General features: G+C 58.7%; 22 protein-coding genes. 12 read left to right on the forward strand and 10 right to left on the reverse strand.

Features of this window, described 5'->3' with window-relative positions; translation table 11 throughout:
- Window positions 1-83: 83 nt before the first annotated feature.
- Complete coding sequence (gene trhO, locus GOV79_RS08905; protein WP_170789519.1) at window positions 84-989, forward strand: oxygen-dependent tRNA uridine(34) hydroxylase TrhO; 906 nt, start codon at window positions 84-86, stop codon at window positions 987-989.
- 63 nt (window positions 990-1052) lie between these two features.
- Window positions 1053-1553 (forward strand): potassium channel family protein, encoded by a 501-nt coding sequence (locus tag GOV79_RS08910; RefSeq protein ID WP_170789520.1) that lies wholly within the window; start codon window positions 1053-1055, stop codon window positions 1551-1553.
- Between the two features lie 3 nt (window positions 1554-1556).
- Here GOV79_RS08910 and GOV79_RS08915 read toward each other — a convergent pair whose 3' ends face one another.
- Window positions 1557-1886: a hypothetical protein gene (locus tag GOV79_RS08915; RefSeq protein WP_170789521.1), complete on the reverse strand. Its 330-nt coding sequence runs from the start codon at window positions 1884-1886 to the stop codon at window positions 1557-1559.
- 370 nt (window positions 1887-2256) lie between these two features.
- Here GOV79_RS08915 and GOV79_RS08920 point away from each other — a divergent pair, with 370 nt between their 5' ends.
- Both GOV79_RS08920 and GOV79_RS08925 read left to right on the forward strand, forming a co-directional pair.
- Window positions 2257-4701 carry a GcvT family protein gene (locus GOV79_RS08920; RefSeq protein ID WP_170789522.1) on the forward strand — a complete coding sequence of 815 codons (2445 nt, stop codon included), beginning with the start codon at window positions 2257-2259 and terminating at the stop codon, window positions 4699-4701.
- Entirely contained in the window at window positions 4698-6047 is a 1350-nt protein-coding gene (locus GOV79_RS08925; RefSeq protein WP_170789523.1) for an MmgE/PrpD family protein, read from the forward strand. The genes GOV79_RS08920 and GOV79_RS08925 overlap by 4 nt, the downstream gene beginning before the upstream one ends.
- A 36-nt stretch (window positions 6048-6083) precedes the next feature.
- Here the strand turns inward: GOV79_RS08925 and GOV79_RS08930 are convergent, their stop codons facing one another.
- From GOV79_RS08930 to GOV79_RS08950, 5 genes are read right to left on the reverse strand one after another with little or no spacing between them, the layout of a single operon-like run.
- Window positions 6084-8222: a tetratricopeptide repeat protein gene (locus tag GOV79_RS08930; RefSeq protein WP_170789524.1), complete on the reverse strand. Its 2139-nt coding sequence runs from the start codon at window positions 8220-8222 to the stop codon at window positions 6084-6086.
- A complete protein-coding gene (gene motA, locus GOV79_RS08935) occupies window positions 8219-9088 on the reverse strand; it encodes a flagellar motor stator protein MotA (RefSeq protein ID WP_170772900.1) in 870 nt (289 codons plus the stop codon). The genes GOV79_RS08930 and motA overlap by 4 nt, the downstream gene beginning before the upstream one ends.
- A gap of 46 nt (window positions 9089-9134) precedes the next feature.
- The gene (locus GOV79_RS08940) at window positions 9135-9707 is read right to left on the reverse strand and encodes a MotE family protein (protein ID WP_170789525.1); all 573 of its coding nucleotides are present in this window, start codon (window positions 9705-9707) and stop codon (window positions 9135-9137) included.
- Window positions 9704-10183 (reverse strand): hypothetical protein, encoded by a 480-nt coding sequence (locus tag GOV79_RS08945; protein ID WP_170772897.1) that lies wholly within the window; start codon window positions 10181-10183, stop codon window positions 9704-9706. Before GOV79_RS08945 ends, GOV79_RS08940 begins: the two co-directional genes overlap by 4 nt.
- A 9-nt stretch (window positions 10184-10192) precedes the next feature.
- Window positions 10193-10690, reverse strand: a complete 498-nt coding sequence (locus GOV79_RS08950; protein WP_237217991.1) for a flagellar basal body-associated FliL family protein — start codon at window positions 10688-10690, stop codon at window positions 10193-10195.
- A gap of 119 nt (window positions 10691-10809) precedes the next feature.
- Here GOV79_RS08950 and fliF point away from each other — a divergent pair, with 119 nt between their 5' ends.
- Genes fliF through fliP form a run of 4 tightly spaced genes read left to right on the forward strand, consistent with a single transcriptional unit; the run spans window position 10810 to window position 14003 of the window.
- The gene (fliF, locus tag GOV79_RS08955; RefSeq protein WP_170789527.1) at window positions 10810-12399 is read left to right on the forward strand and encodes a flagellar basal-body MS-ring/collar protein FliF; all 1590 of its coding nucleotides are present in this window, start codon (window positions 10810-10812) and stop codon (window positions 12397-12399) included.
- Window positions 12399-12995 (forward strand): FliH/SctL family protein, encoded by a 597-nt coding sequence (locus GOV79_RS08960; RefSeq protein WP_170789528.1) that lies wholly within the window; start codon window positions 12399-12401, stop codon window positions 12993-12995. Before fliF ends, GOV79_RS08960 begins: the two co-directional genes overlap by 1 nt.
- Window positions 12988-13275: a FliM/FliN family flagellar motor switch protein gene (locus tag GOV79_RS08965; protein WP_170789529.1), complete on the forward strand. Its 288-nt coding sequence runs from the start codon at window positions 12988-12990 to the stop codon at window positions 13273-13275. The genes GOV79_RS08960 and GOV79_RS08965 overlap by 8 nt, the downstream gene beginning before the upstream one ends.
- On the forward strand, window positions 13275-14003 hold the full coding sequence (gene fliP, locus GOV79_RS08970) for a flagellar type III secretion system pore protein FliP (RefSeq protein WP_170789530.1): 729 nt from the start codon (window positions 13275-13277) through the stop codon (window positions 14001-14003). The genes GOV79_RS08965 and fliP overlap by 1 nt, the downstream gene beginning before the upstream one ends.
- A gap of 4 nt (window positions 14004-14007) precedes the next feature.
- On the opposite strand, the gene GOV79_RS08975 is transcribed toward fliP, so the two are convergent.
- Both GOV79_RS08975 and GOV79_RS08980 read right to left on the reverse strand, forming a co-directional pair.
- On the reverse strand, window positions 14008-15450 hold the full coding sequence (locus GOV79_RS08975; protein ID WP_170789531.1) for a sensor histidine kinase: 1443 nt from the start codon (window positions 15448-15450) through the stop codon (window positions 14008-14010).
- Complete coding sequence (locus GOV79_RS08980; protein WP_170789532.1) at window positions 15447-16181, reverse strand: response regulator transcription factor; 735 nt, start codon at window positions 16179-16181, stop codon at window positions 15447-15449. Before GOV79_RS08980 ends, GOV79_RS08975 begins: the two co-directional genes overlap by 4 nt.
- Window positions 16182-16400: 219 nt before the next feature.
- On the opposite strand from GOV79_RS08980, the gene GOV79_RS08985 reads away from it, so the two are divergent.
- The 4 genes from GOV79_RS08985 to GOV79_RS09000 are packed head-to-tail and all read left to right on the forward strand — an operon-like array spanning window position 16401 to window position 20577.
- The gene (locus tag GOV79_RS08985) at window positions 16401-17645 is read left to right on the forward strand and encodes an ABC transporter substrate-binding protein (protein WP_170789533.1); all 1245 of its coding nucleotides are present in this window, start codon (window positions 16401-16403) and stop codon (window positions 17643-17645) included.
- 58 nt (window positions 17646-17703) lie between these two features.
- On the forward strand, window positions 17704-18576 hold the full coding sequence (locus GOV79_RS08990) for a carbohydrate ABC transporter permease (protein WP_170355925.1): 873 nt from the start codon (window positions 17704-17706) through the stop codon (window positions 18574-18576).
- Window positions 18569-19474: a carbohydrate ABC transporter permease gene (locus GOV79_RS08995; RefSeq protein WP_170755212.1), complete on the forward strand. Its 906-nt coding sequence runs from the start codon at window positions 18569-18571 to the stop codon at window positions 19472-19474. The genes GOV79_RS08990 and GOV79_RS08995 overlap by 8 nt, the downstream gene beginning before the upstream one ends.
- A gap of 5 nt (window positions 19475-19479) precedes the next feature.
- A complete protein-coding gene (locus GOV79_RS09000) occupies window positions 19480-20577 on the forward strand; it encodes an ABC transporter ATP-binding protein (protein WP_170772880.1) in 1098 nt (365 codons plus the stop codon).
- A gap of 58 nt (window positions 20578-20635) precedes the next feature.
- Here the strand turns inward: GOV79_RS09000 and GOV79_RS09005 are convergent, their stop codons facing one another.
- Both GOV79_RS09005 and GOV79_RS09010 read right to left on the reverse strand, forming a co-directional pair.
- Complete coding sequence (locus tag GOV79_RS09005) at window positions 20636-21238, reverse strand: MlaC/ttg2D family ABC transporter substrate-binding protein (protein ID WP_170789534.1); 603 nt, start codon at window positions 21236-21238, stop codon at window positions 20636-20638.
- Window positions 21228-22055, reverse strand: coding sequence for an MlaA family lipoprotein (locus GOV79_RS09010; protein WP_408015516.1), 828 nt, complete (start codon window positions 22053-22055; stop codon window positions 21228-21230). Before GOV79_RS09010 ends, GOV79_RS09005 begins: the two co-directional genes overlap by 11 nt.
- Window positions 22056-22149: the final 94 nt, after the last annotated feature.

Here is a 22149-nt window from a genome sequence, read left to right on the forward strand (position 1 = left end):
TTTTCAGCTATCGGTAAGGGGGCGAGCGGGGGGCGTCAATCCGATCCCTTGCGACTCTGCGCGCGTGGGGCTAGACCGCGCGCATGTATACCATCGCTGCCCTCTATCACTTCACCCGTTTCGCTGATCACACCGCCCTGCGCGAACCCTTGCTGGACCTGTGCCGTGCACAATCGGTCAAAGGCACGCTGCTGCTTGCGCAAGAGGGGATCAACGGCACCATCGCGGGCCCGCGCGCAGGGATTGACGCCGTGCTGGCGCATATCAAAGCGCTGCCGGGTTGCGCCGATCTGGAATGGAAAGAGGCCACCGCCGACCATCCGCCTTTCGGCAAGATGAAGGTGCGCCTGAAGAAAGAGATCGTGACCATGGGCCAGCCGGATGTCGATCCGCGCGCCCGTGTCGGCAACTATGTCGAGCCGGAGGAGTGGAACGACCTGATCCGTTCCGACGATGTGGTGGTGATCGACACCCGCAACGATTATGAGGTGGCGATTGGTACGTTTAAAGGAGCAATAGACCCTGAAACAGCCAGTTTCCGCGAATTCCCGGCCTGGTGGGAGGAAAACAAGGACCGCTTTCACAACAAGCGTGTTGCCATGTTCTGCACCGGCGGTATCCGGTGCGAGAAATCCACCAACTTCCTGCTGGGTCAGGGGGTCGAGGATGTCTATCACCTGAAAGGCGGTATCCTGCGATATCTTGAGGAAATGCCCGCCGAGGACAGCACTTGGCAGGGTGAGTGTTTCGTCTTCGACAATCGCGTGTCCGTGGGGCACGGGCTGGTCGAGGGGCCCCACAACCTGTGCCATGGCTGCCGCCGTCCGATCCTGCCCGAGGATATGAAACGCCCTGAATATGAACACGGCGTCTCGTGCCATCAATGTGTGGATGAAACCTCGGAAGCTGACAAGAAGCGCTTCCGCGAGCGGCAGAAGCAAATCGGGCTGGCGCGCCAACGCGGGCAGGAACATTTGGGCGCAGACTAAACCACTCGGTTGCACGGGCGGGGCGAAACCCCGATCATCGCACCCGTTAAAGACGGAGACGACATGCGCCGCGAGCCGACAACGTTGGAAGAATGGAAATCGACCCTGCTTGCCGCAGGCGGTATGGTTTTGGCCAGCTTCTTTGCCTGGTTCGGCCTTTCCCGCCTTAGTGAATCAACGGCGGGCGATACGTTGGGCATGTTTGCATCCGTGGGTCTGTTCCTGTGGATCGTCTCGCAATCGTGGTACTATATGACACAGGTGAAATCCCCGCGCCGCGTGCTGTTCTTGATGGGCGTATCCTTTATTCAGGTCGTCCCCTTCCTGTTCGCCGCCGTCTATGGTGCGTTCGGCTATAAAGACAACTGCGTGGTCGGTGCCAGCGGACCGGGGGACATCCTGTATTTCTCATATGTCACCTTCACCACCGTTGGATATGGCGACATGGCCCCAACCGGCCTGTGCCGCGCGTTGGCTGTGTCAGAAGCGGTGACAGGCTACATCCTGCTGGGCCTCTTCGTCGCCGCTGCCGTGGCACTTTATGCCCGAAACCACTCGGACTAGAGCCTATTTGTTGGTGTCAATCCACCGGGACATCATTTGCTTGTCGCGGAAACACTCAGACGGTATCGGTCTGCGTTTGGAACGCGAGATCCGTTCGGCAAAAGCGACCTGTTTGCCGGTCGGGTAATTGGCGAATGGTGACGGGTCATCCTGTTTATGCGCCGAAATCCACTGGGACATGGCCCTGCGGTCGCGTTGTGCCTCGACCGGGATTTCAAGCGCCGACTGCTGGGCAATCGCGCGCGCATAGCGCATCTGCCGGTCCGTGACGGGCAGCATGTGATAGTCGTTGCTGGGTGCGTCGTACCAGCTTTGACGGGCAGCGTTGGCCATAGCTCGAATACCTCCGTTCCACCTCAGACATTCACGTGGAACAAATATAGAACATTTTAGGAACTTTTCAAGATTTCTGCTGATCCACGCGGTCTTCACCGTGTTTCAAACCAGCCTGTCCCGTCGCGTTTCGACCTATTCGGCACGTATTTTCGTGCTTCCTAATTTAATCAAAGAATCAGTGCGTCTCATTTCAAGACACAAACGCTCACGACATCGCGCGTTTGGTGTCACCGGGCGATGATTCGCCGACGCGGTGTTTGCTTCCGGCGCTTTGATCGTCATTACCGACATTTTGCGTCGGGAACAGAGCATCAGTAGCCCCTGACCTGTGGCTGACTTTCGTGCAAGCTCTGTAGGAGGTGCGCCAATGAAAACCCATGCTCAGGCCGTTGTCATCGGAGGGGGGCTGGTCGGCTGCTCGATCCTGTATCATCTGGCCAAGCTGGGCTGGACTGACGTTGTCCTGCTGGAACGCGATGAGTTGACCAGTGGGTCCACGTGGCACGCAGCGGCCAATATCCACGGGCTGCATGACAACAACAACATCACGCGCATTCAGCACTACACGATGAACCTGTACAAAGAGTTAGAGAAGGAAACCGGACAGGGCTGCGGCGTGTTTCAATCCGGGTCGCTCTATCTGGCGCAAACCGAGGACCGCGAACACCAACTGCGTCTGCAAGAGGCCAAGGCGCGTTTCTACGGCCTGAACTTCCACGAGATCAGCCGCGAACAGGCGATGGAACTGCACCCGCTAGCGCAGTTCGATGACATCCGCTGCATCATGTTCGAACCCGATGGCGGCAATGTTGATCCCTCGGGTGTAACACATGCCTATGCCGCTGGAGCACGCGCGATGGGCGCCAGTATTGAACGGTTTTGTCCCGTGTTAGGGACTGATCAACAGCCTGACGGAACGTGGATCGTACGCACCGAAAAGGGCGATATCCACACACAGTGGGTGGTCAATGCCGGTGGATTGTGGGGGCGTGAAGTGGCCGCGATGGCTGGGATCGAACTGCCCCTGCAACCGACTGAACATCAGTATTTTGTCACCGAAGCGATTGATGAAGTCGCCGCGTTGGGCCGTCGCTTGCCGTCCATCGCCGACCGGGATGGCGAGTACTACTTCCGGCAAGAGGGCAATGGCTTGCTGATCGGGGCCTATGAGAAGGACATGCGGTTTTGGGCCGAAAACGGCACACCGCTGGATTTCGCCCACGATCTGTTCCCCGACGATCTGGACCGCATCATGGAAAACGTTATCCGGGCCACCGAACGCGTGCCCGTTGCGGCAACTGCGGGGGTGAAGCGGGTAATCAATGGCCCGATGATCTGGTCGCCGGATTCGAATGCAATCTGGGGGCCTGTGCCCGAGTTGCAGAACTATTTCTGCTGCACGGGGATCATCCCCGGATTTTCGCAATCGGGTGGGCTTGGCCTGTTGTCGGCGCAATGGATGATCGAGGGCGAGCCGCAATACGACATGCTCGCCTGGGATCTGGCGCGGTTCGGCGACTGGGCCGACAAGGCCTTCACAAAGGCGCGGGTGCAGGACGTTTATACGCACCGCTTCGCCATCCATTTCCCGAACGAAGAGCGCAGCGCCGGACGCCCCGCGCGCCTCCGCCCGGCCTATCAGATGCAAAAGGAGATGGGCAGCGTCTTTGGCCTGAACTGCGGGTGGGAACACCCCCTCTGGTTCGCTGATCAACCCGGTGTGGTCGAAACCAACGGCTTCACCCGCCAGAATTGGTGGAAACCCGTTGGCCGAGAGGTGCAGATGTTGCGCGACAATGTGGGTGTGATCGACATCTCGAACTTCGCCAACTATGTGATCAAGGGGCCAGGGGCGCATGATTGGCTTGATCGTCTTGTTGCCAACCGGGTACCGACCGAGGTTGGCCGGTCGTGTTTGACCCCGTTGATTTCAGTGCGCGGAGGCGTGGCCGGGGACTTTACCATCACCAAAGTCGCCGATGACGAATACATGATGATCGGCTCGGGCATGGCCGAGCGCTATCACCAGCGGTTCTTCAACATGGTTGATCTGCCTGAAGGTACCCGTTTCGAGGGTGCCACAAACCGTATCGCCGGGTTCAACGTCGCCGGCCCCAAATCGCGCGATGTGCTGCAACGGCTGACCAATGCGGATCTGTCCAACGAAGGGTTCCGCTTCATGCGTTCACGTCAGATAGACGTGGCAGGCGTTTCCTGCCTCGCCATCCGTGTCAGTTTTACCGGCGACCTTGGGTGGGAGCTGCACTGCGCTGAGAGCGATCAGGTTGCGCTTTACACGGCCTTGCTGGAGGCCGCGAAAGAGCAAGGCGGCGGCCCAGTTGGCGGCCGTGCGCTGGGTAGTCTGCGTATCGAAAAGGGCTATGGCTCGTGGGGGCGAGAGTACAGTCAGGAATACTGGCCGCAAGAAGTCGGGCTGGACGGCCTCATCAAGCTGGACAAGGATTTCCTGCACAAGCAGGCCTATCTGGCCATCAAGGACAACCCTGTGCGTGAGGTTTTGTCGATGTTCGAAATTGAGGTGGACACCGCTGACGCCTCGGGCGGTGAGCCGATCTTTACACCAGATGGTCATTCGGTCGGGCGCGTGACATCGGGTGGCTTCGGGTATTCGGTCGGTAAATCGCTGGCCCTTGGGTTCGCAAACCCGCAAGTCGCAAAGCCCGGTGATAGGGTTGAGGTGTTCATCCTCGGCAAACCGCATCGCGCAACTATTCTGGCTGAACCTCCTTTTGATCCTGCGGGATATCGGCTGCGTGACGTCTCTAAGCCCGCAATAGAGCCTGCCGAATGACCGATACGTTCGCCCGCGTTGCAAATTTCGTCCTAAATCGTCCACCCGAGGAAATGCCAGACAGCGCCAAAGAGGCAGCGGCGCTGATGATGGTGGACACTATGGGCATCCTGATTGCCTCCGGCCCGATGGAAGCGGGCGTGATCGCGCGGGATACGGCGGCATTGCTCTACGCCAGCACGGATTCTTCCTTTAGCGCTCGGCTGATGTTTGACGGGCGACCCGTCAGTATGGCTGGCGCGGCCTATGCGGCGGCGACACAGACAGACAATCTGGACGGGCATGACGGGTATAACCCGACCAAAGGCCATATCGGCGTGGTTGTGCTGCCTGCGTTGGTTGCGCTTGCCACGCATTGCCCGAATTTGACTGGCCCGCAGGCCTTGGCTGCTGTGATCTCTGGCTATGAAATCGCGGGCCGCGCGGGGATTTCGCTGCACGCGTCGGTCAGCGATTATCACACCTCTGGGGCCTGGAATGCGCTGGGCGTGGTCGCAATGGCGGCCCGATTGCGCGGGCTCACTCCAGACCAGTTGCGGCAGGCGCTGGGGATCGCCGAATATCATGGGCCGCGCAGCCAGATGATGCGCGAGATCGCCAATCCCACGATGCTGCATGATGGTTCGGGATGGGGTGCGATGGTCGGCCTGTCCGCGGCGATTCTGGCCGAGCGGGGTTTTGCCGGGGCACCTGCCATCACGATCGAAGCCGAGGCTGCCGCCCCGCATTGGGCGGATTTGGGCAGGTTTTGGCAGGTTGAGTATCAATATGTGAAGCCGTACCCGATCTGCCGCTGGGCCCACGCCGCGATAGATGGGGTCCGCGCGCTGATGTCGAACCACAGTTTGGTCGGTGACCAGATCCATTCGATCCAGATCAACACTTTTTTTGAGGCCGTGCGACTGTTTTCTGGAATGCCCGCGACCACTTCGCAAGCACAGTACTCTCTGCCCTTCGCTGTTGCAGTTCAGGTTCTGTATGGCCGTATCGGAGCCGAGCATATCTCAGGGCCCGGACTGTCCGACCCCCGGATCGCGGGCCTGATTTCCCGTATACACGTGAGCGAGGAAGAGAGGCATTCGCAACGGTTCCCGGGTGGGCGCTGGGCAGATGTATCAATTGAGACAACGGACGGGCGCATTTTGCATTCGGGCGATATCCACGCCCGCGGTGGTCCTGAGGCGCCTATGTCGCGCGATGAGGTTTTGGCGAAATATTCCGAGTTCGCAGAACCAGTTGTCGGAGCGCATCGGGCTAACGCGATCCGCGATGCGATCTTGTCCTGGATTGAACCGCATTCTAGATATGCCGATCTGGCGTCGCTGGTTTCTTCACCCCCGCGATAGCAGTCTCGCGGGGAATCGGGCCCCAATTTATACGGTTCACTGCTCGAGAATAGTAAGCAATTCGGTGATTTTTTCCCTAGCTTCGACACTATCCTGAAGTAAATCCGCCGCCTCGGCCAAAGGCTTGTCAGGTTGCGAAACAGGAGGAGTGATCAGGACCTGTGTCGCCTTGCTAACCAAACCAAATTGCGTTTCTTCCTCTTGATCAATGGCTTCGGGGCGGTCGGCCAGCCAAAAATTTCGGTCAGCCTGCTCCGCCTGACCTAATGTGCGCGATAGCTCTCCGGCTGTATCGAAATCGCCAAGGGCTTGCATCGCTTGGTGCCTGATACGCAATGCCTCTTCCGAACTGTCCCCTTCCAGTTCAAGCATAGCTTGGTGAGGGCGTTGCGTTTGCAAGGCAGAGCGTGCCCTGATCCGTGCACGCTCTGACCGTTGCACCGTATCTTGGGGTCTGTTCGACAAAGCCAGCGCTGGTCCAGGGAACCCAAGCTTCACCAGACGGTTTGCCAACGCGACAGCCGTATCTGTGCTCAGGTCCTGCGTATCACCGGATGCAAATTCCAACGCCCGACGTAGAAATGTTATGTCATCCGCCCTCTCCACCAGAATGTGAGAAATCCGGTTCAACGTGGCCAGGCGTTCTTGCTCTGCAGGTATTTCCAAGGCAGCATCAAATGCTAGGTCGAATTCCTGAGTCAGACTTAGGGCCACAGCATGAGCCCGTTTTAACTGCGGCTCGATCTCGGATTTACGAAACTCGTTCGAAAAAGACGCCGCAAGGGCGACTTCTTCGGGTGAAGCGGCGCCTCGATCAACCCATCGGTTTTCGATCAGCCGCGCCAAAGCGAGCGGAGCGTCCAGATTGGGGCCGGAGGATGCAACCACGTCGTTTAGCAACGCCTCGGCTTTTGGAGCGTCACCTTCGGCGGCTGCGACCTTAGCTTTGGCCCGTGTTGTGTCCGAGGCGTTTTGAATTCCCGCCCGGTCAACAGACCGCAATACGCGTCGAGTGGCTTCTAACCGACCTGCATCGACCAAAATTTCGGATAGATCAGGTCCAAATTGCCGTCTTAGATGCGTTGGCAGCCGTGAAAATGATTGCTCTACCCTGTCCAAGTTTGCTTCAGCGGATAATTCCCCGGCCATCAGAACAGCCCAAAGTGCAACGTCACCCCCGCATCGTTGCAAGCCACCAAACGGATTGTCGTCTGCCACATGCCCTGCGTCCAAATACTGCGCAATTGCTGCAACCCGGTTTACGTCAGCATCGGGATCTTCCACCAATGCCAAAGCCTGCATCGCCTCGGCGCCGAAGCCATAGAATGCGTACAGCTTTGCCAGAGACAGCGCTGTGTCCTGATTAACCCGATCGAATTCCTGAAACAAACCTGATCTTAAGGTGGCTATTTGCTGAGGGAAATCGGCTGAGCCACCCCACGTCCCGAACCCCAACTCTGTATCGGATATGCAGGCAGGTTCTTGTTCAAACCCGATCAAATCGGGCCCCAGTAGACCGTTCAATTCATCGAGCACCGTCGATACGCTGATATTCCCTGTCGGGTCTGCTGGCCCTTCCGTGGCACCGTCAAAGATCGACGATCGCGGGCCAACCTGGGCAAGCTCAAGGTCAACGATGCCCCGGTCTGCACCTTGCAATAGACGTTCTGACAGGCGATCCTCAAACCCAAGCAATGGCGTCGGAAGCGCAGGCATTGGCAAGACGTTGCGGTTCTGAGCCGCCGCCAGCAGCCCGGTGTCGCGGTTTGCTTGCGGCAAGATGGGCGGAGGAATGTCCGCACCTATCGGTGGCAGGGCCTGCGCAATGGCAATATCGACCACAATCATGGTGTCTTGGTATAAAAACGCCGAAGCCGCGCATTCACACCCGAATTGCATTTCCAACGGCCCGCCCGGTTCAGCCTGAGAAATGGCGGACAAACGGTTTTGAGACAGCCTGCGGAAGACCGAAGTGGTTTCGAAATGAACATCCTCCAGGGTGACGTTCAGACGCGCACCATACTTGGTTTGGGTGAGGACCCAGCCGGTGCCAGGCGGCACCTGAATGACCAGCCTGGTGTAGTCCTCATGCTCTCCCGAGCGCACGGTGGCTTCACGCGCAGTGGCACCGTTTGCTGCAAGCAACACTGCAAGAAAAAGACCAAGTCGGATCATGCCGCCGCCTGTTTCAGCTCTTTCAACGCCTCTTCCAGTTCCGAAAAACCAGGGCGGTTATGGGTCGGCGTGTTCTGGCGACCGACTTCAATGCACATCGCGGGGTTGTGGTTGTGCAGATTGGCGACCAGAACCTCTTTGATCAGTTGATAGAAATGGTTGTCTTCCTCAACCACGGCCTTCAGTTTTCCTGCGAATGGCCCGACCAGACCATAGGCCAGGAACACGCCCAGAAAGGTCCCAACGAGAGCCCCCCCGATCAGTTTACCCAGTACCTCGGGTGGCTGGTCGATCGATCCCATGGTCTTGATCACCCCTAAAACCGCAGCCACGATCCCCAGGGCTGGCAAGCCATCCGCAACCGTCTGCAATGCATGGCTGGAATGCATGGCGTGGTGAAAATTCGCCTCCATCCGCTTTTCCAGAACTTCTTCGACCTGATGGGGGTCGTCGTAGTTCATCGAAGCCGACCGCATCGTGTCACAGATCAGATCCACGGCCTCTTTGTCGGATTGAATCTTCGGATAGGCCGAAAACACCGCGGAATTTTCGGGGTCTTCTATATGTTGCTCGACCTCGACCGGGTTGGCTTTGGCGATGCGGATCAGGGAAAACAGAAGGCATAACAGGTCGCGGTAGTCATCGGGTTTCCATTTCGGACCTTTGAACACCTTTCCCATGTCCTTGAGCGTATGCTTCACCGCGCTCATGTCGTTGCTGATCAAAAACGCTCCGACCGCTGCGCCCCCGATCATCATCATTTCGAACGGCAGAGATTTCATGATGATGGTCATCTTGCCGCCAGCGGCCAGATAGCCACCGAACACCATGACGAAGATGACGACAATTCCGACTAGTCCGATCATGAGGGGCCTCCAGCAAACTCAAACGCGGCTTTGGTGAACATGGACGTCATTCCTGTGGCGCGGCAGCGTTGCGCCCCGCCATGATGACGCTGATTGTATAGGCGGTCTCAGGGCTTATCCTCGCCAGCACGCCAGCAGCGGCATCCGCAGGCATCCGTGACAGGAAACCGGCGGCAAAACCTGGATCCATCGTCTCGAACAAGGCGGCTGCGTCTTTGGGTTTCATGCTTTGATACACATCCGTCAGCCGGGTCAGGTCGGTCTCGGCCGCTTTTTCCGCATAGGCCAGCGTTTCGCGCAGGTTCTCTTCGGCCGCTTGCATAGCGACCATTCGGGTATCGATGGCTTGCTCGGCGATTTCCAACGCCTTTTCCTTGTCGATTGCGGCGGCTTCGCGCTTTTCCAACGCCGCTTCGCGTCGCAGAAGTTCTGTCAACAATTCCTGTGCGCCGGGCTTTTCCATACCTTCTGGCTTGGCTTGCTTGACCGTCGGTTCGGGGTTCTTGGCCAGTGCCGGACCAGCCTCCAACCCGACGCGAATCGCAGCCGATCCGATCATCAGCAAAGAGATCACAGCAAGCACGCCGCCTTTGGGTTTGTTGCTCTGCCTTGTTTTCATGCCGTGGCCTCACGCCTCTTGCGACCATGCCGCATAAACATCGGACCAGCCGTTCGTTTTTCCGCAGGCTCAGGAACGGGTTCCTCCTTTTGCTCGGGCGCTTCCGCAGCTTCAACCTTTGCAACCTCAGGCTCTGGTGGCACCGTAGGCTCGGTCGCGGGCGAGGCTGTATCCTTTGGGGCTTCCTGATCCGGCACGATGTCATGCATCGACGCCATCATCAGCTCCAACCGCTGCGCGACCGTCTCCGCCCGTTGCGTCAATTGCTTCAAGGTGTCCCCGGAGCGGTCCGACGCTGCACGCGCGGACTCCAGCGATTTCTTTAATTCATCCGACTGTGCCGAAAGAACGGCAACGGCCCCGCCAACGCCCTTTTCAAGATCGGTGAATCGCTTGAGGCGTCGAGACAGAACAAAGCAATAGAGACCTGCGCCCAAGGCGCCTGCGACTAGGAAAATATCTGCGATCAGTTCCAACTTTGCCTCCTAATTCAAAACGAATTCCATCACGAGGACATCGCGAACGCGATCCTCGCCAACTACAATGCCGATGCGCCGCAGCAGATGCCCGCGAATGCGCACCAGGGCCAACGAATCCTCAAGATCCGAGATTTCAACCGCCCGCAGATACCCGTTCAGCACATCCATGATTCGCGGCTTCATCTTTTCGACATCGCCCAGATAGTCCGAGTTCACCTCAAGCTGAGCGTGAAATTTCAGGTGCCGCGAATCACCCGAGTTCAACGACAGGATCAGCGGCGGAAGATCGACGAATCCAACGTCAGGCAAGGCTTTTGCAGGCTTTTTTTCCGCCTTTTCAACCGCCTCTTGCGCCTTGGGCATGGCGCCTATTGGCAACAGCCCGGACGTGGTTACAAAATACCCTCCACCTGCGCCGGACAGGGCTAGAATCACACCTAGTATCAATCCCTTTTTCCCAAACTTTTCTGGGGCTTCTGCCTGTTCTGCAGTTGCGTCAGTCATGACGTCCTCATCCATCCGTTCTGCAATCGTCATAACCCGGTAGGGACTAACCGATTATTAAGGGCAATCGGTCAAACAAGGGATGCGCCAAGCAGAATGTCGGCGAGTCGGAGGTGAGCGTGCAGCAGATCGGAACTGTCTGGACAAGTTTGGACAGGCGAAAACAAATCATCGTTGCCGGTGCGGTTATGCTGGTATTTCTTGGGGTCCTTGCGATGTCGCGGCTGATAACGGCACCGTCGATGACCTTGCTTTATGCCGGGCTGGAAAGTGGGGCGGCGGGCGATATCGTTCGGTCACTGGATCAGCGCGGCGTGCCCTTTGAGATTCGGGGCGGCTCGATCTACGTGCCGGGGTGGCAGCGGGATGAGTTGCGCATGACTCTGGCGAGCGAGGGTTTGCCTGCGAATGGAAACCGGGGGTACGAACTGCTGGATACGCTCAGCGGGTTCGGGACCACTTCGCAAATGTTTGACGCCGCTTATTGGCGCGCCAAAGAGGGTGAACTGGCCCGCACGATTGTAGGGGCACCCCATATCAGCCAGGCGCGAGTGCACATCGCCAATGGTTCAACCAATCCATTTCAGCGCAGCGTTGCACCGACTGCCTCGGTTTATCTGGTGTCTTCGGGGGCGGATATCACGTCAGATCAGGCCAAGGCGATCCGGTTTCTGGTCTCATCCGCGGTCAGTGGTCTTGCGCCCGAGAATGTGGCGATCATCGATTCGAACGGGGCTGTGATTGGCGCGCAGGAAAACGCCGTTGCCGCCGATACGGCGGATGACAAGTCGCGGCAATTGCGGGAAAAGGTCCTGCGTTTGGTCGAAGCCCGCGTAGGTACGGGCAATGCCGTTGTAGAAGTCAGCGTAGATACGGTGACGAAAACCGAATCCATTCGCGAGCGTCGCTTTGACCCCAACGGTCGTGTGGCGATCAGCACCGATGTCGAAGAACGTTCAGACAGCGCGCGCAATCAATCCGCCGATGTCACCGTTGCGTCGAACCTGCCGGATGGTGACGGCGCGGGGGGCGACGAGTCGAACTCGAACGCCACCCAGACGCGCGAGCGGGTAAACTACGAGGTGTCCGAGACGGAGCTTGAGGTTCACAACGCCCCCGGCGCGATCAAACGTCTGACTGTGGCCGTACTGGTGAATGGAACGCGCAGTGTGGATGCGACGGGCACGGAAGGTTTTGCCCCCATGCCCGAAACAGAGATGGAGGCCTTGAAGGAATTGGTCGCCTCGGCTGTGGGGTTTGATGCGGAACGCGGCGACGTGATCACGCTGAAATCCATGGACCTGCCGGTTGTTGAACCGCAGGGCACGCTGGCCTCGGCTTCGATCTGGCAGAAGGTGCATTTCGACGCAATGTCGCTGATCCAGATGGCAGTTCTGGCGATTGTGTCTCTGATCCTTGGGTTGTTCGTGATCCGGCCTATTTTGACCAAGCCGGTTGTGACCACGGCACTACTACCTACCGGAAGTCTACCCGAACCAGGCTCGGTTTTGACGGGTGAGATTGCGACCGAAGAAGGCGGGCAATTCGCACCGATCGCGGGTCAGGCCACCGGCGGGGATGTTCCAGCACTGTCGGCTCAGCCCGGGGCGGACCCGGTAGATCGGCTGCGGGCGATGATTGGCGACAAGCAGGAGGAAACGGTCGAAATCCTGCGCAGCTGGCTTGAAGAAGGCGAGGAAAAGGTCTGATGTCGATCGCCCATTTGCTGGAAGATTTCACGTTGCAGGCTGGCGGTGGAAAGCTGCACTTGCTGGATGAGGACGGGTTGGAGGAACAGCGTCTGGCGGCGTTCGAACAGGGCTATGCCGCCGGTTGGGAAGATGCCGTTCAGGCACAGGAGCAAAACCGAGGCCGGATCTCGACCGAGTTGGCCAAGTCGCTTGAGGACATGTCCTTCACCTATCATGAGGCGGTAACACGGATGACACTGTCGCTGGAACCGATGTTCAACAGCCTGATGCTCGCGGTTCTGCCCGAAACTTTGGAGCGAGGTTATATCATCCGGCTGGCCGAACAACTGACCGACATGGCTCGCGAACAGATCAATGAGCCGATACAGGTTTTCGTCCCCGAAGGCCTCGCGGCTGAGGTGAAAGAGATGCTGCCCGAGGGGATGGCCAAGATGGCGCAAGTCATCTCAGACCCGCAGATCAAACCCGGCCAGGCTAGATTGCAGGTCGGTATCTCGCGGCGCGAGGTGGATTGCGGCGGCCTGCTGACGTCGATCCGCGCCGCGTTCGACGCGTATGTATTCGAGGCAAAAGAGGCATTAAGCAATGAGTGATCCCCAAAGTCCCAAAAGCGAAAAATCCAACCCGTTTGAATCGGTCCCGATCGAGGTCACGGTCTCGGTCGGCCGCGCCCGCCCACTGATCCGCGATCTGTTGAACATGGGTGAAAATGCGGTGCTGACTTTGGACAAACGGATCGAGGATCCGGTGGATCTTTATGTAGGGGACCAGCTGGTGGCCCGCGGCTTGCTGGAAGAGATGGAAGGCGATCAGGCCGGACAACTGGCCGTGCGCCTGACCGAGATTGCCGATCTGCAAAACGGGATCGGTTGATGCGCGTTCTGCCCTGGATCATCGTGGCGCTGCTGCTGACACCGTCTTTTGCAGAAGCGCAGGATGTGTCCTTGTCGCTGGGTGACGGGGGTTCCATCTCGGCGCGGACGATCCAATTGATCCTGTTGCTTACCGTGCTCAGCCTCGCTCCTGGGCTGGCGATCATGATCACCTGTTTTCCTTTTCTGATCACCGTGCTGGCCATCCTTCGGCAAGGGATTGGGTTGCAACAATCGCCCCCCAACATGCTGATCGTCAGCCTGGCTTTGTTTCTGACCTATTTCATAATGGAGCCCGTCTTTAACGAAGCCTGGACCACTGGCATCCAACCCATGGTCGACGAAACGATGGAGGTCGAGCCCGCTTTGGAACGCGCCCTTCAACCGTTTCGCGCCTTCATGGCCGCGCGACTGGACCCTGACACGTTCTACGCCATGGCTGCACTGCGTCCCGAAGGCAATGCGGTGGGCGTGTCGCCGGATGCGCCGTTGTCGATCCTGATGCCCTCTTTCATGTTGTCCGAGATTGCGCGGGCCTTTCAGATCGGTTTTCTGATCTTCCTGCCCTTTCTGATCATCGACCTCGTGGTAGCTGCGGTGCTGATGTCGATGGGGATGATGATGGTGCCACCTGCAACGGTTTCACTGCCGTTCAAACTGGCTTTTTTTGTCATTGCGGATGGGTGGTCCCTGATCGCGAGCGCTTTGGTGCGAAGCTACATGGGCTGACAGATTACTGCCGCGTGATCGTCAATCGGGCGCGCAGCCCCTGATCTCCGGCCTCGAAATGCAGCCCGCCACCATGCTGGTCAGCCACTGTGGCAGCAATTGTCAGACCCAGGCCAAACCCGTCTGACGAGCCTGTATTTGATCCGCGCTGAAACGGGGCCATCAGGGCCTCGATCTCATGAACGGACAGGTCATTGCCCTTGTCCTCGACCGTGATCGTTGCGGTGTGCGCGTCGGTTTCCAACTGGACCTCGGCGTGGCGGCCATATTTCAGCGCATTGTCGATTAGGTTGGTCAACGCCCGTTTCAGCGAAATGGGCCGACCTGTTACCAACATGCGCCGGGTTTCCAGCAGCGTCCCATGCCCGCGGCGGGACATGAAAACGGACGGAGCACCCTCGACCGCGACCGGATCGACATTCTGAAGCGTCACCGGCAGATCCATGTCCTGATAATCGTCGACGACAGATTCGACCAAAGATGTCAGGGAAATCTGTCGCGGTTCCTCGACGCTCAGTTCTGAACGCGTGTAGGTCAGAACGCTTTCGATCATGCCGGTCATCTGGTCCACATCCGCTTCCAGCTTTTCTCGCAGCTCGTCATCGACGATCAACGCGGCGCGCAGCCGGACGCGGGTAGCGGGGGTGCCAAGATCGTGGCTGACGCCCGACAAGACCGTGGCACGTTGCTCTAGCAAGGCGCGTTCGGCGTCTAGATGGGCGTTCACCGCAGACACGATATCACGCAGCTCGGTTGGCCCGTCGGCGTCATAGCTGTCGGGGCCTCCGCGCCTCCGACGGTCGCGCAGGGCATGGGCAAACCGGGTGAACGTATCAGACACGTTGCCGACTGAGGTCAGAAGGACCGCCAGAGCCACGATGCCCAGCAATATCGCGGGCAGGCGCAGATCGGTCGGCGCCGCGCCACAGCCCCAGATCCCGGTGCCATCCACGCGATACCACGGCCCGCGCCCGAATTGCGCAATCAGGATCGGTTCGCTGCAATAGGTGGCCAGCAGCCGGGTCAGGTTACCCATCTTTTCAGGCCCGGTCTGATCACTGCGCGAGACGATGTCCGAGACCGGATAGACCAGACGATCGGACAGGATCGCCAGCGTCAATTCACGCCCGTTGAGCGGCGCTGAACTGTCGGTCAGGATCGAAAGGTTGGTCAGGAACCGACGGCCCGAAGACCCAGGCAATTGCTGGAACTCTCCCGTGTCGGCCAGGACGGCATCCGCCGGTGACAAGGGCGTAATGGACAGCGGGGCTGCTGGGGCCATTCCTGTGCGCAGGTCTTCGTAAACGGTAAACCCTGCGACGAAGGATTGCGTCAGGAACTGATTCCAGGCGCGGGCCGAAGCAAACCACAGGCTGGCCGATACCAGCCCTGTTGCGAACGCTGAGATCACCCAAAACCAGCCTAGATTGCGCAGGCGCAGTGTCATTCCTCTTGCACCGACACGTCAGCGGCAAAAACATAGCCGACGCCGCGTTCGGTGCGCAGCATCTGCGGGTCCTTCGGGTTGACTTCGATCTTTGACCGCAACCGCCCCACCAGCATGTCGATGGCGCGGCCCTGCGCCTCGGGCTTGTCGGAGCCACCGGTGACATCCAGCGCGGCGACGATCTCATCCCTTGTCAGGGGGATATGCGGATTGGCCAGCAAAACCTTGAGCAACGCCGTCTCACGCTGGGACAGCGCCACCAAATAGCCCTCGGGCGAATGCACCTCATCGCGTTTGCCGTCATAGAGCCAGCCGTCAAAGCGGAAGCTGTGGATGCGACGGCGGTAGGCAAGCGACGATGACCGCCGCGCCCGTTGCATCACCGCCCGCACGCGAGCGAGCAGAAGCTGCGGGTTGAAAGGCTTGGCGATATAGTCATCGGCCCCGACCTCATACCCCGCCATGCGCTGATGGTCGGCTGACAGGGCCGAGACCAGAATGATCGGCACATCCTGTTCGGCGCGCAGGCGGGCGCAGATCTCGACGCCGTTTTCATCGCCCAGCATTACGTCCAGCAGGATCAGGTCAATGCGGCCGGTGTTCAGGTGGCTGCGAATTTCATTTTCAGAACTGGCGGGCAGGGCGATGAACCCGTTCTGCTGCAGGAACTGGGTCATCATCGCCCGCATCTCGGGGTCGTCATCCACCACCAAAAGTCGCGGGATACTCACGCGGTTTGTCCTCCCAGTCACTGTTCCTCCGATATCGTCAATTGTAACGAACGGAAACAGATTCAATGTCAACGTAACACGCTGTAACAGAAGCGGTGAAAAATTGGTCTGACGCACGTGTTTGGCGCGGATTCCAAGTTGCCAGACGGCCCGTGCGCCCCAGTATGGCCGACATCGCTGCTGCGGCAGCCTCTTAGGTTCTCAGGGAGGAGACAAGAAATGAAACGTTTTGCATTTGCCACCGTATCGACGCTGGCTGTTGTGGCCGGATCGTCGGTGTTGGCGGGCCCCCAGGCCGAAGTTCTGCATTGGTGGACATCGGGTGGTGAGGCCAAGTCAGTTGCCGTCCTGCAAGAGGAATTCGCGGCCAATGGTGGTAGCTGGACCGATATGCCCGTGGCCGGCGGTGGCGGTGATGCCGCGATGACCGCGCTGCGCGCCCGCGTTCTGTCGGGCAACGCGCCGACGGCGGTTCAGCTAAAAGGCCCCGCCATTCAGGAATGGTATGAAGAGGGCGTGCTGGCCGATATCTCGTCCGTGGCCGAGGCCGAAGGCTGGGCCGATGTTCTGCCAGCCTCAATTGCGGGCCATATGAAATGCGAGGGCACGTGGTGCGCTGCGCCTGTGAACGTACACCGCGTTGACTGGATCTGGGCGAATGCCGACGTTCTGGCCGCAAATGGCATCGAGATGCCGACCACGTGGGACGAATTCAACGCTGCCGCGGATAAGCTGCAAGCCGCAGGTGTGATCCCGCTGGCCCATGGCGGTCAGGCATGGCAGGACGCGACCGTTTTTGAAACCGTGGTACTGGGCATTGGCGGCCCCGAGTTCTTCCAGAAAGCGCTGGTTGAACTGGACCCCGAGGCGCTGACCTCGGACACGATGGTTCAGGTGTTCGACCAAATGCGCACAATGCGCGGCTACGTGGACGAGAACTTCTCGGGCCGCGACTGGAACCTGGCCACCGCGATGGTCATGAACGGTGAGGCGGCGTTCCAGATCATGGGTGATTGGGCCAAGGGCGAGTTCCTGGCGGCGGGCAAAAAACCCGGCGAGGATTTCCTATGCGCCTCGACCCCCGGTGACGGCTATCTGTACAATGTCGACAGCTTTGCAATGTTCGATGTGGACGGAGATGACAAGAAAGCCGGTCAGGACCTGCTGGCCAAGCTGATCGTCGCGCCGAACTTCCAGAAAGTGTTCAACCTGAACAAAGGCTCGATCCCGGCACGGACCGACGTGGCACTGGATGACTTTGACATCTGCGCCAACTTGTCGGCCGAAGATATGGGTTCGACCTCGGACGCAGGCTCGCTGCTGCCGTCTTATGCCCACGGCATGGCGCTGCGCGGGTCGCAGTCTGGTGCGATCACGGATGTTGTGACCGCGCATTTCAACTCGGATATGTCGTCGGCTGACGCGGTTCAGCAATTGGCGGCAGCAGTGGCTAACAGCTACTGATCCAAATCGCTCTGCCCCCTATACTGACGGGGCAGAGCATCTTTCCCCGGAGGAAATCATGTCCGAATGGCTGGAAAACCACCTGCCCAAGGTGGTGCTGGCACCGTCGTTCATTGCCGTTTTGATCTTTGTCTACGGCTTTATCGGATGGACGGCTTGGGTGTCGCTAACCCGATCGAAACTGTTGCCGAAATACGAGATCAAGGGATTCATCCAGTATGAACGCCTGTTTGACTCGCCCCGCTGGGATACGGCGATTAACAACTTGTATATCTTTGGCGCGCTTTTCATCATCATTGCGATGGTGTTGGGTCTGCTTCTAGCCATTCTGCTGGATCAGAAGATCCGCGTCGAAGGGGCCATCCGCACGATCTATCTGTACCCGATGGCGCTGTCGATGATCGTGACAGGCACCGCGTGGAAGTGGATCTTGAACCCCGGTCTGGGGATCGAGTCCATGGTCCAGGGCTGGGGCTTTACCAATTTCGAGTTCGACTGGCTGGTGAACCCCGACTACGCCATCTACACCATCGTGATGGCCGCGATCTGGCAAAGCTCAGGCTTCGTCATGGCGCTGTTCCTCGCTGGTCTACGCTCGGTGGATGGTGAGATCATCAAGGCAGCCCAGGTCGATGGTATCCCCACATGGCGCATCTACACGGCGATCATCATACCGTCGATGGCCCCGATCTTTCTTTCGGCCTTCATCGTGCTGGCCCACCTTGCGATCAAGAGCTTTGACCTTGTCATCGCTCTCACGGGTGGCGGTCCCGGATACGCAACCGATCTGCCAGCGACCTACATGTACGCCATGGCGTTTTCGCGCGGCGATATTGGTCAGGCGGCATCGTCCGCGATGATCATGATGCTGGTCGTCTTTGCCATCGTGGTACCTTATCTTTACTCAGAGCTGAGGGCGAAAAATGACTGATCTGTCGATGCCCCAATCCCAAACCCAAACCCGTAGCCAAAGTGCCGTTGGCAAGATTGCCCTGCGTTGGTTGCTCTACGTCCTGCTGGGTCTCTTTGCGCTGTATTACCTGATGCCGCTGTTCGTGATGTTGACCACATCGCTGAAAAGCCTTGAGGAAATCCGCACCGGGTCTCTGATATCGCTGCCGCGTGAGGTCAGCTTCGACGCCTGGAAGACAGCTTGGTCCGGTGCCTGTACCGGCATTCAGTGCGAAGGCCTGCGCCCCTATTTCTGGAACTCGGTCCTCATCGCGGTGCCTGCGGTGGCGATCTCGACCCTGCTCGGCGCGTTGAACGGCTATGTCGTGGCGCAGTGGCGGTTCAAAGGCGCGAACATCATTTTCTCGCTGATGCTGTTTGGCTGCTTCATCCCGTTTCAGGTGGTTTTGCTGCCGATGGCGCGCCTGTTGGGCATGATGGGGATCGCCGGGACCATTCCGGGCCTGATCTTTGTCCATGTGATCTACGGGTTGGGCTTCACCACGCTGTTTTTCCGTAACTACTATGTCACCATCCCGTCCGAGCTGACCAAGGCAGCACGCGTTGATGGGGCCGGGTTCCTGCGGATCTTCTGGTCGATCTTCCTGCCGCTGTCGCTGCCGATCATCGTTGTGACCGTGATCTGGCAGTTCACGCAGATCTGGAACGACTTCCTGTTCGGCGTGTCGTTCAGCCAGGCGGGTACGCAACCCGTGACAGTGGCGCTCAATAACATCGTAAACTCCACCACCGGCGTCAAAGAATACAACGTCGACATGGCCGCCGCGATTATCGCGGGGCTACCGACGCTGCTCGTCTATGTCGTTGCCGGTAAGTATTTCATACGCGGCCTGACCGCCGGTTCTGTGAAGGGATAAGACCCATGGCACCCATCCTTGATATCAACAAACTCTATAAGAATTACGGTGCGACCGAGATTCTGAAGGACATCAACATCTCGATCGAGCCGGGCGATTTCCTGGTGCTCGTCGGCCCCTCGGGCTGCGGCAAGTCCACCCTGCTGAACTGCATTGCCGGGTTGGAGGAGATCACCGGCGGCACCCTGTCCATTGGGGGCAATGACATGACCCATGTCAGCCCCAAGGACCGCGACATCGCGATGGTGTTCCAGTCCTACGCTTTGTACCCGACCATGACCGTGGCCAAGAACATCACCTTTGGCATGAAAGTGCGCGGCGTCGATCAGGCGACGCAGGATGCCAAGCTGAAAGAGGTCGCCCAACTGTTGCAGATCGAACCTCTGCTGAACCGCCGCCCCAGCCAATTGTCGGGCGGTCAGCGTCAGCGTGTGGCAATGGGTCGGGCGCTGGTGCGCGATCCCAAGCTGTTCCTGTTCGATGAACCGCTATCCAACCTCGACGCCAAGCTGCGGGTCGAGATGCGGACCGAGATCAAGAAGCTGCACCAAACGCTGGATGCCTCGATCGTTTACGTGACCCATGACCAGATCGAGGCGATGACACTGGCGACCAAGATCGTCGTGCTGAAAGGTGGAGTCGTTCAGCAGATCGGCACACCGGCCGAGATCTATAACAACCCGGCCAACCTGTTTGTTGCTGACTTCATGGGCTCGCCCGCGATGAACCTGATTCCGGCGCAAGCGCATAAGAACGGAGCGGGGACCCAGATCGCCATCGCGCGCGACAGTGGTGAGACACTGGTGCTGAACGACGCTCGCGATCTGGCGCTGCCCAAGGATGTCATCCTGGGCCTGCGTCCCGAAGACATCGCCGAAGCCGGGTTCCGCGCAGGCGACGGCGTGCAAGAGGCCGAATGCCTGGTCGACATGGTCGAACCCGCGGGGGCCGACACCTATGTGGTCTCGGAGCTGGGCGGCAAGCAGGTCACGGCGCGTTTACACGCGGAAACCAGCGCGCAGGCGGGCAAGATGCTGAATCTGGCCTTCGACATGAGCAAAGTGTCTTACTTTGCTCAGGAAACCGGTGAACGCCTGAACTAAACGCACAGCGCCGCGCGACCAAAAGCTTGCGCGGCGCTGCTTGCATTTTTAAAGACGCTCAACCGACTTTGTTCAGGTCCTTGATCAACCGGTTCAGATCGCCACCACGGGCATCCAGCATCGCACCAATCTCGGTCCGTTCGGTCAGCAGCATGTTCACCCCTTCGATGAACATGTTGAAGAACCGGTCTCGGCCCGATTTGTCGGATACAAGGAAAGTCACCTCAAACGGGGACGAGCCCTGCAGCTTGACCGAGGTGCGTACTTCGTACCCAGCCTTGATTTTGCGGGCGTTGCGAACTGTAACCTGGCCGCCAATGAATTCACGGAAGCGGCGGCCATATTTGTTCGAGATATAGCCCTGAAAGGCTTTGGTGAATTGTCGCAACTGCGCCGGGCTGGCCGAGCGGCCATCGGCACCCAGTACGTAACGCGCCATGATTGGCACGTCGGCATATTGGGTAAAGATCTTCTCGAAATCGCGGATCATCGCGTTTTCGGATTTGCCCGAAGCGATCACGCGGTTGATGTCATCCACCACGCTGACCACCAGCGCCTTTGCGCTGGCCTCGGTCTGGGCGTAGGCGGGCAGGGCGGTCATCAGCGCCCCGGCCAGGCCGGTGGCGACGAAACTGCGTCGGTTCATCAGATTACTCGGCATAGGGGTCCTCGTAAGGGTCAAGATAGGGGTCCCTGACCGGGTCGGTCCCGGTTACGGAATAGGGGTCGTCATACAGGCCCAGATAGGCGTCTTCGTCATCACGCGCCAGTTCAAAGCGGCGGTTTTGCAGGTAGATGGTTTGTGCCTGCGCATAGCTGTCGGCACTTTCATACAGAATCGAGTCCACCGTGTCCGAGAACCGGCCTCGATCGCCCATGCGGCGCACCACCTCGGCATAAACACCGATATTGTCGACCGGGCGCACCGGGGAAAAGTTGATCGGGTTCGAGAACAGGTTGAACACAACACCAATCGCATCACGCTGGGTCGAGGGACCATAGAACGGCAATTCGACGTAGGCGCCTTCGCCCACGCCCCAGACATGCAGGGTCTCGCCGAAATCGGTATCGACAGGCGGCAGGTTCAGCTCGTCTGCGGGTTTGGACAACCCGGCCCCGCCTACAGTGCTGTTGATGGCAAAGCGCAGCAAAGCGTTGCCCGACTGTTTCAGGTTGCCCTGCAACAGATAGTCCAGCGCCTGTCCCGGCAAGGTCAGGTTCTCGGCGAAATTGCTGAAGCTGGTCACGACCGGATCGGGGAAGATTTTCACATAGCCTTTTGACGCGGGTCGGAACAGAAAGCGGTCAACGCCGAGGTTGAAGTCGTGAATACCCCGATTGGTCTTTTCATAGGGGTCAAAGACCTCTCCGGGAGGGGCGTCAGCAGGCGGGCGCGTGGCGCAGGCACCAAGAGTTGCCACCAGGGACACGAGGATCAGAGGCTTCAAGCTGACTTTGCTCAACACGGTCTTTGCCACTCCAACACGTCAGGAATGAAAATGCCTGGACGTTCAATCAATACTATCTTCGACCGCAACAAGCGGCGCAATTCAATGTCACATAGGTGTTTCT

The sequence above is a fragment of the Ruegeria lacuscaerulensis genome (assembly GCF_013034745.1).
Taxonomy (GTDB): Bacteria; Pseudomonadota; Alphaproteobacteria; order Rhodobacterales; family Rhodobacteraceae; genus Ruegeria; species Ruegeria lacuscaerulensis_B.

Bases quoted from the DNA above. Each gene is read 5' to 3' on its own strand.
- fliP (WP_170789530.1), top strand. From the start codon at position 13,275: ATGCGCGTTCTGCCCTGGATCATCGTGGCGCTGCTGCTGACACCGTCT.
- trhO (WP_170789519.1), top strand. From the start codon at position 84: ATGTATACCATCGCTGCCCTCTATCACTTCACCCGTTTCGCTGATCAC.
- GOV79_RS08960 (WP_170789528.1), top strand. From the start codon at position 12,399: ATGTCGATCGCCCATTTGCTGGAAGATTTCACGTTGCAGGCTGGCGGT.
- GOV79_RS08940 (WP_170789525.1), bottom strand. From the start codon at position 9,707: ATGAAAACAAGGCAGAGCAACAAACCCAAAGGCGGCGTGCTTGCTGTG.
- GOV79_RS08950 (WP_237217991.1), bottom strand. From the start codon at position 10,690: ATGACTGACGCAACTGCAGAACAGGCAGAAGCCCCAGAAAAGTTTGGG.
- GOV79_RS08975 (WP_170789531.1), bottom strand. From the start codon at position 15,450: ATGACACTGCGCCTGCGCAATCTAGGCTGGTTTTGGGTGATCTCAGCG.
- GOV79_RS08910 (WP_170789520.1), top strand. From the start codon at position 1,053: ATGCGCCGCGAGCCGACAACGTTGGAAGAATGGAAATCGACCCTGCTT.
- GOV79_RS09005 (WP_170789534.1), bottom strand. From the start codon at position 21,238: ATGCCGAGTAATCTGATGAACCGACGCAGTTTCGTCGCCACCGGCCTG.
- GOV79_RS08930 (WP_170789524.1), bottom strand. From the start codon at position 8,222: ATGATCCGACTTGGTCTTTTTCTTGCAGTGTTGCTTGCAGCAAACGGT.
- motA (WP_170772900.1), bottom strand. From the start codon at position 9,088: ATGATCGGACTAGTCGGAATTGTCGTCATCTTCGTCATGGTGTTCGGT.
- GOV79_RS09000 (WP_170772880.1), top strand. From the start codon at position 19,480: ATGGCACCCATCCTTGATATCAACAAACTCTATAAGAATTACGGTGCG.
- GOV79_RS08925 (WP_170789523.1), top strand. From the start codon at position 4,698: ATGACCGATACGTTCGCCCGCGTTGCAAATTTCGTCCTAAATCGTCCA.
- GOV79_RS08990 (WP_170355925.1), top strand. From the start codon at position 17,704: ATGTCCGAATGGCTGGAAAACCACCTGCCCAAGGTGGTGCTGGCACCG.
- GOV79_RS08995 (WP_170755212.1), top strand. From the start codon at position 18,569: ATGACTGATCTGTCGATGCCCCAATCCCAAACCCAAACCCGTAGCCAA.
- GOV79_RS08915 (WP_170789521.1), bottom strand. From the start codon at position 1,886: ATGGCCAACGCTGCCCGTCAAAGCTGGTACGACGCACCCAGCAACGAC.
- GOV79_RS08985 (WP_170789533.1), top strand. From the start codon at position 16,401: ATGAAACGTTTTGCATTTGCCACCGTATCGACGCTGGCTGTTGTGGCC.
- GOV79_RS08965 (WP_170789529.1), top strand. From the start codon at position 12,988: ATGAGTGATCCCCAAAGTCCCAAAAGCGAAAAATCCAACCCGTTTGAA.
- GOV79_RS08920 (WP_170789522.1), top strand. From the start codon at position 2,257: ATGAAAACCCATGCTCAGGCCGTTGTCATCGGAGGGGGGCTGGTCGGC.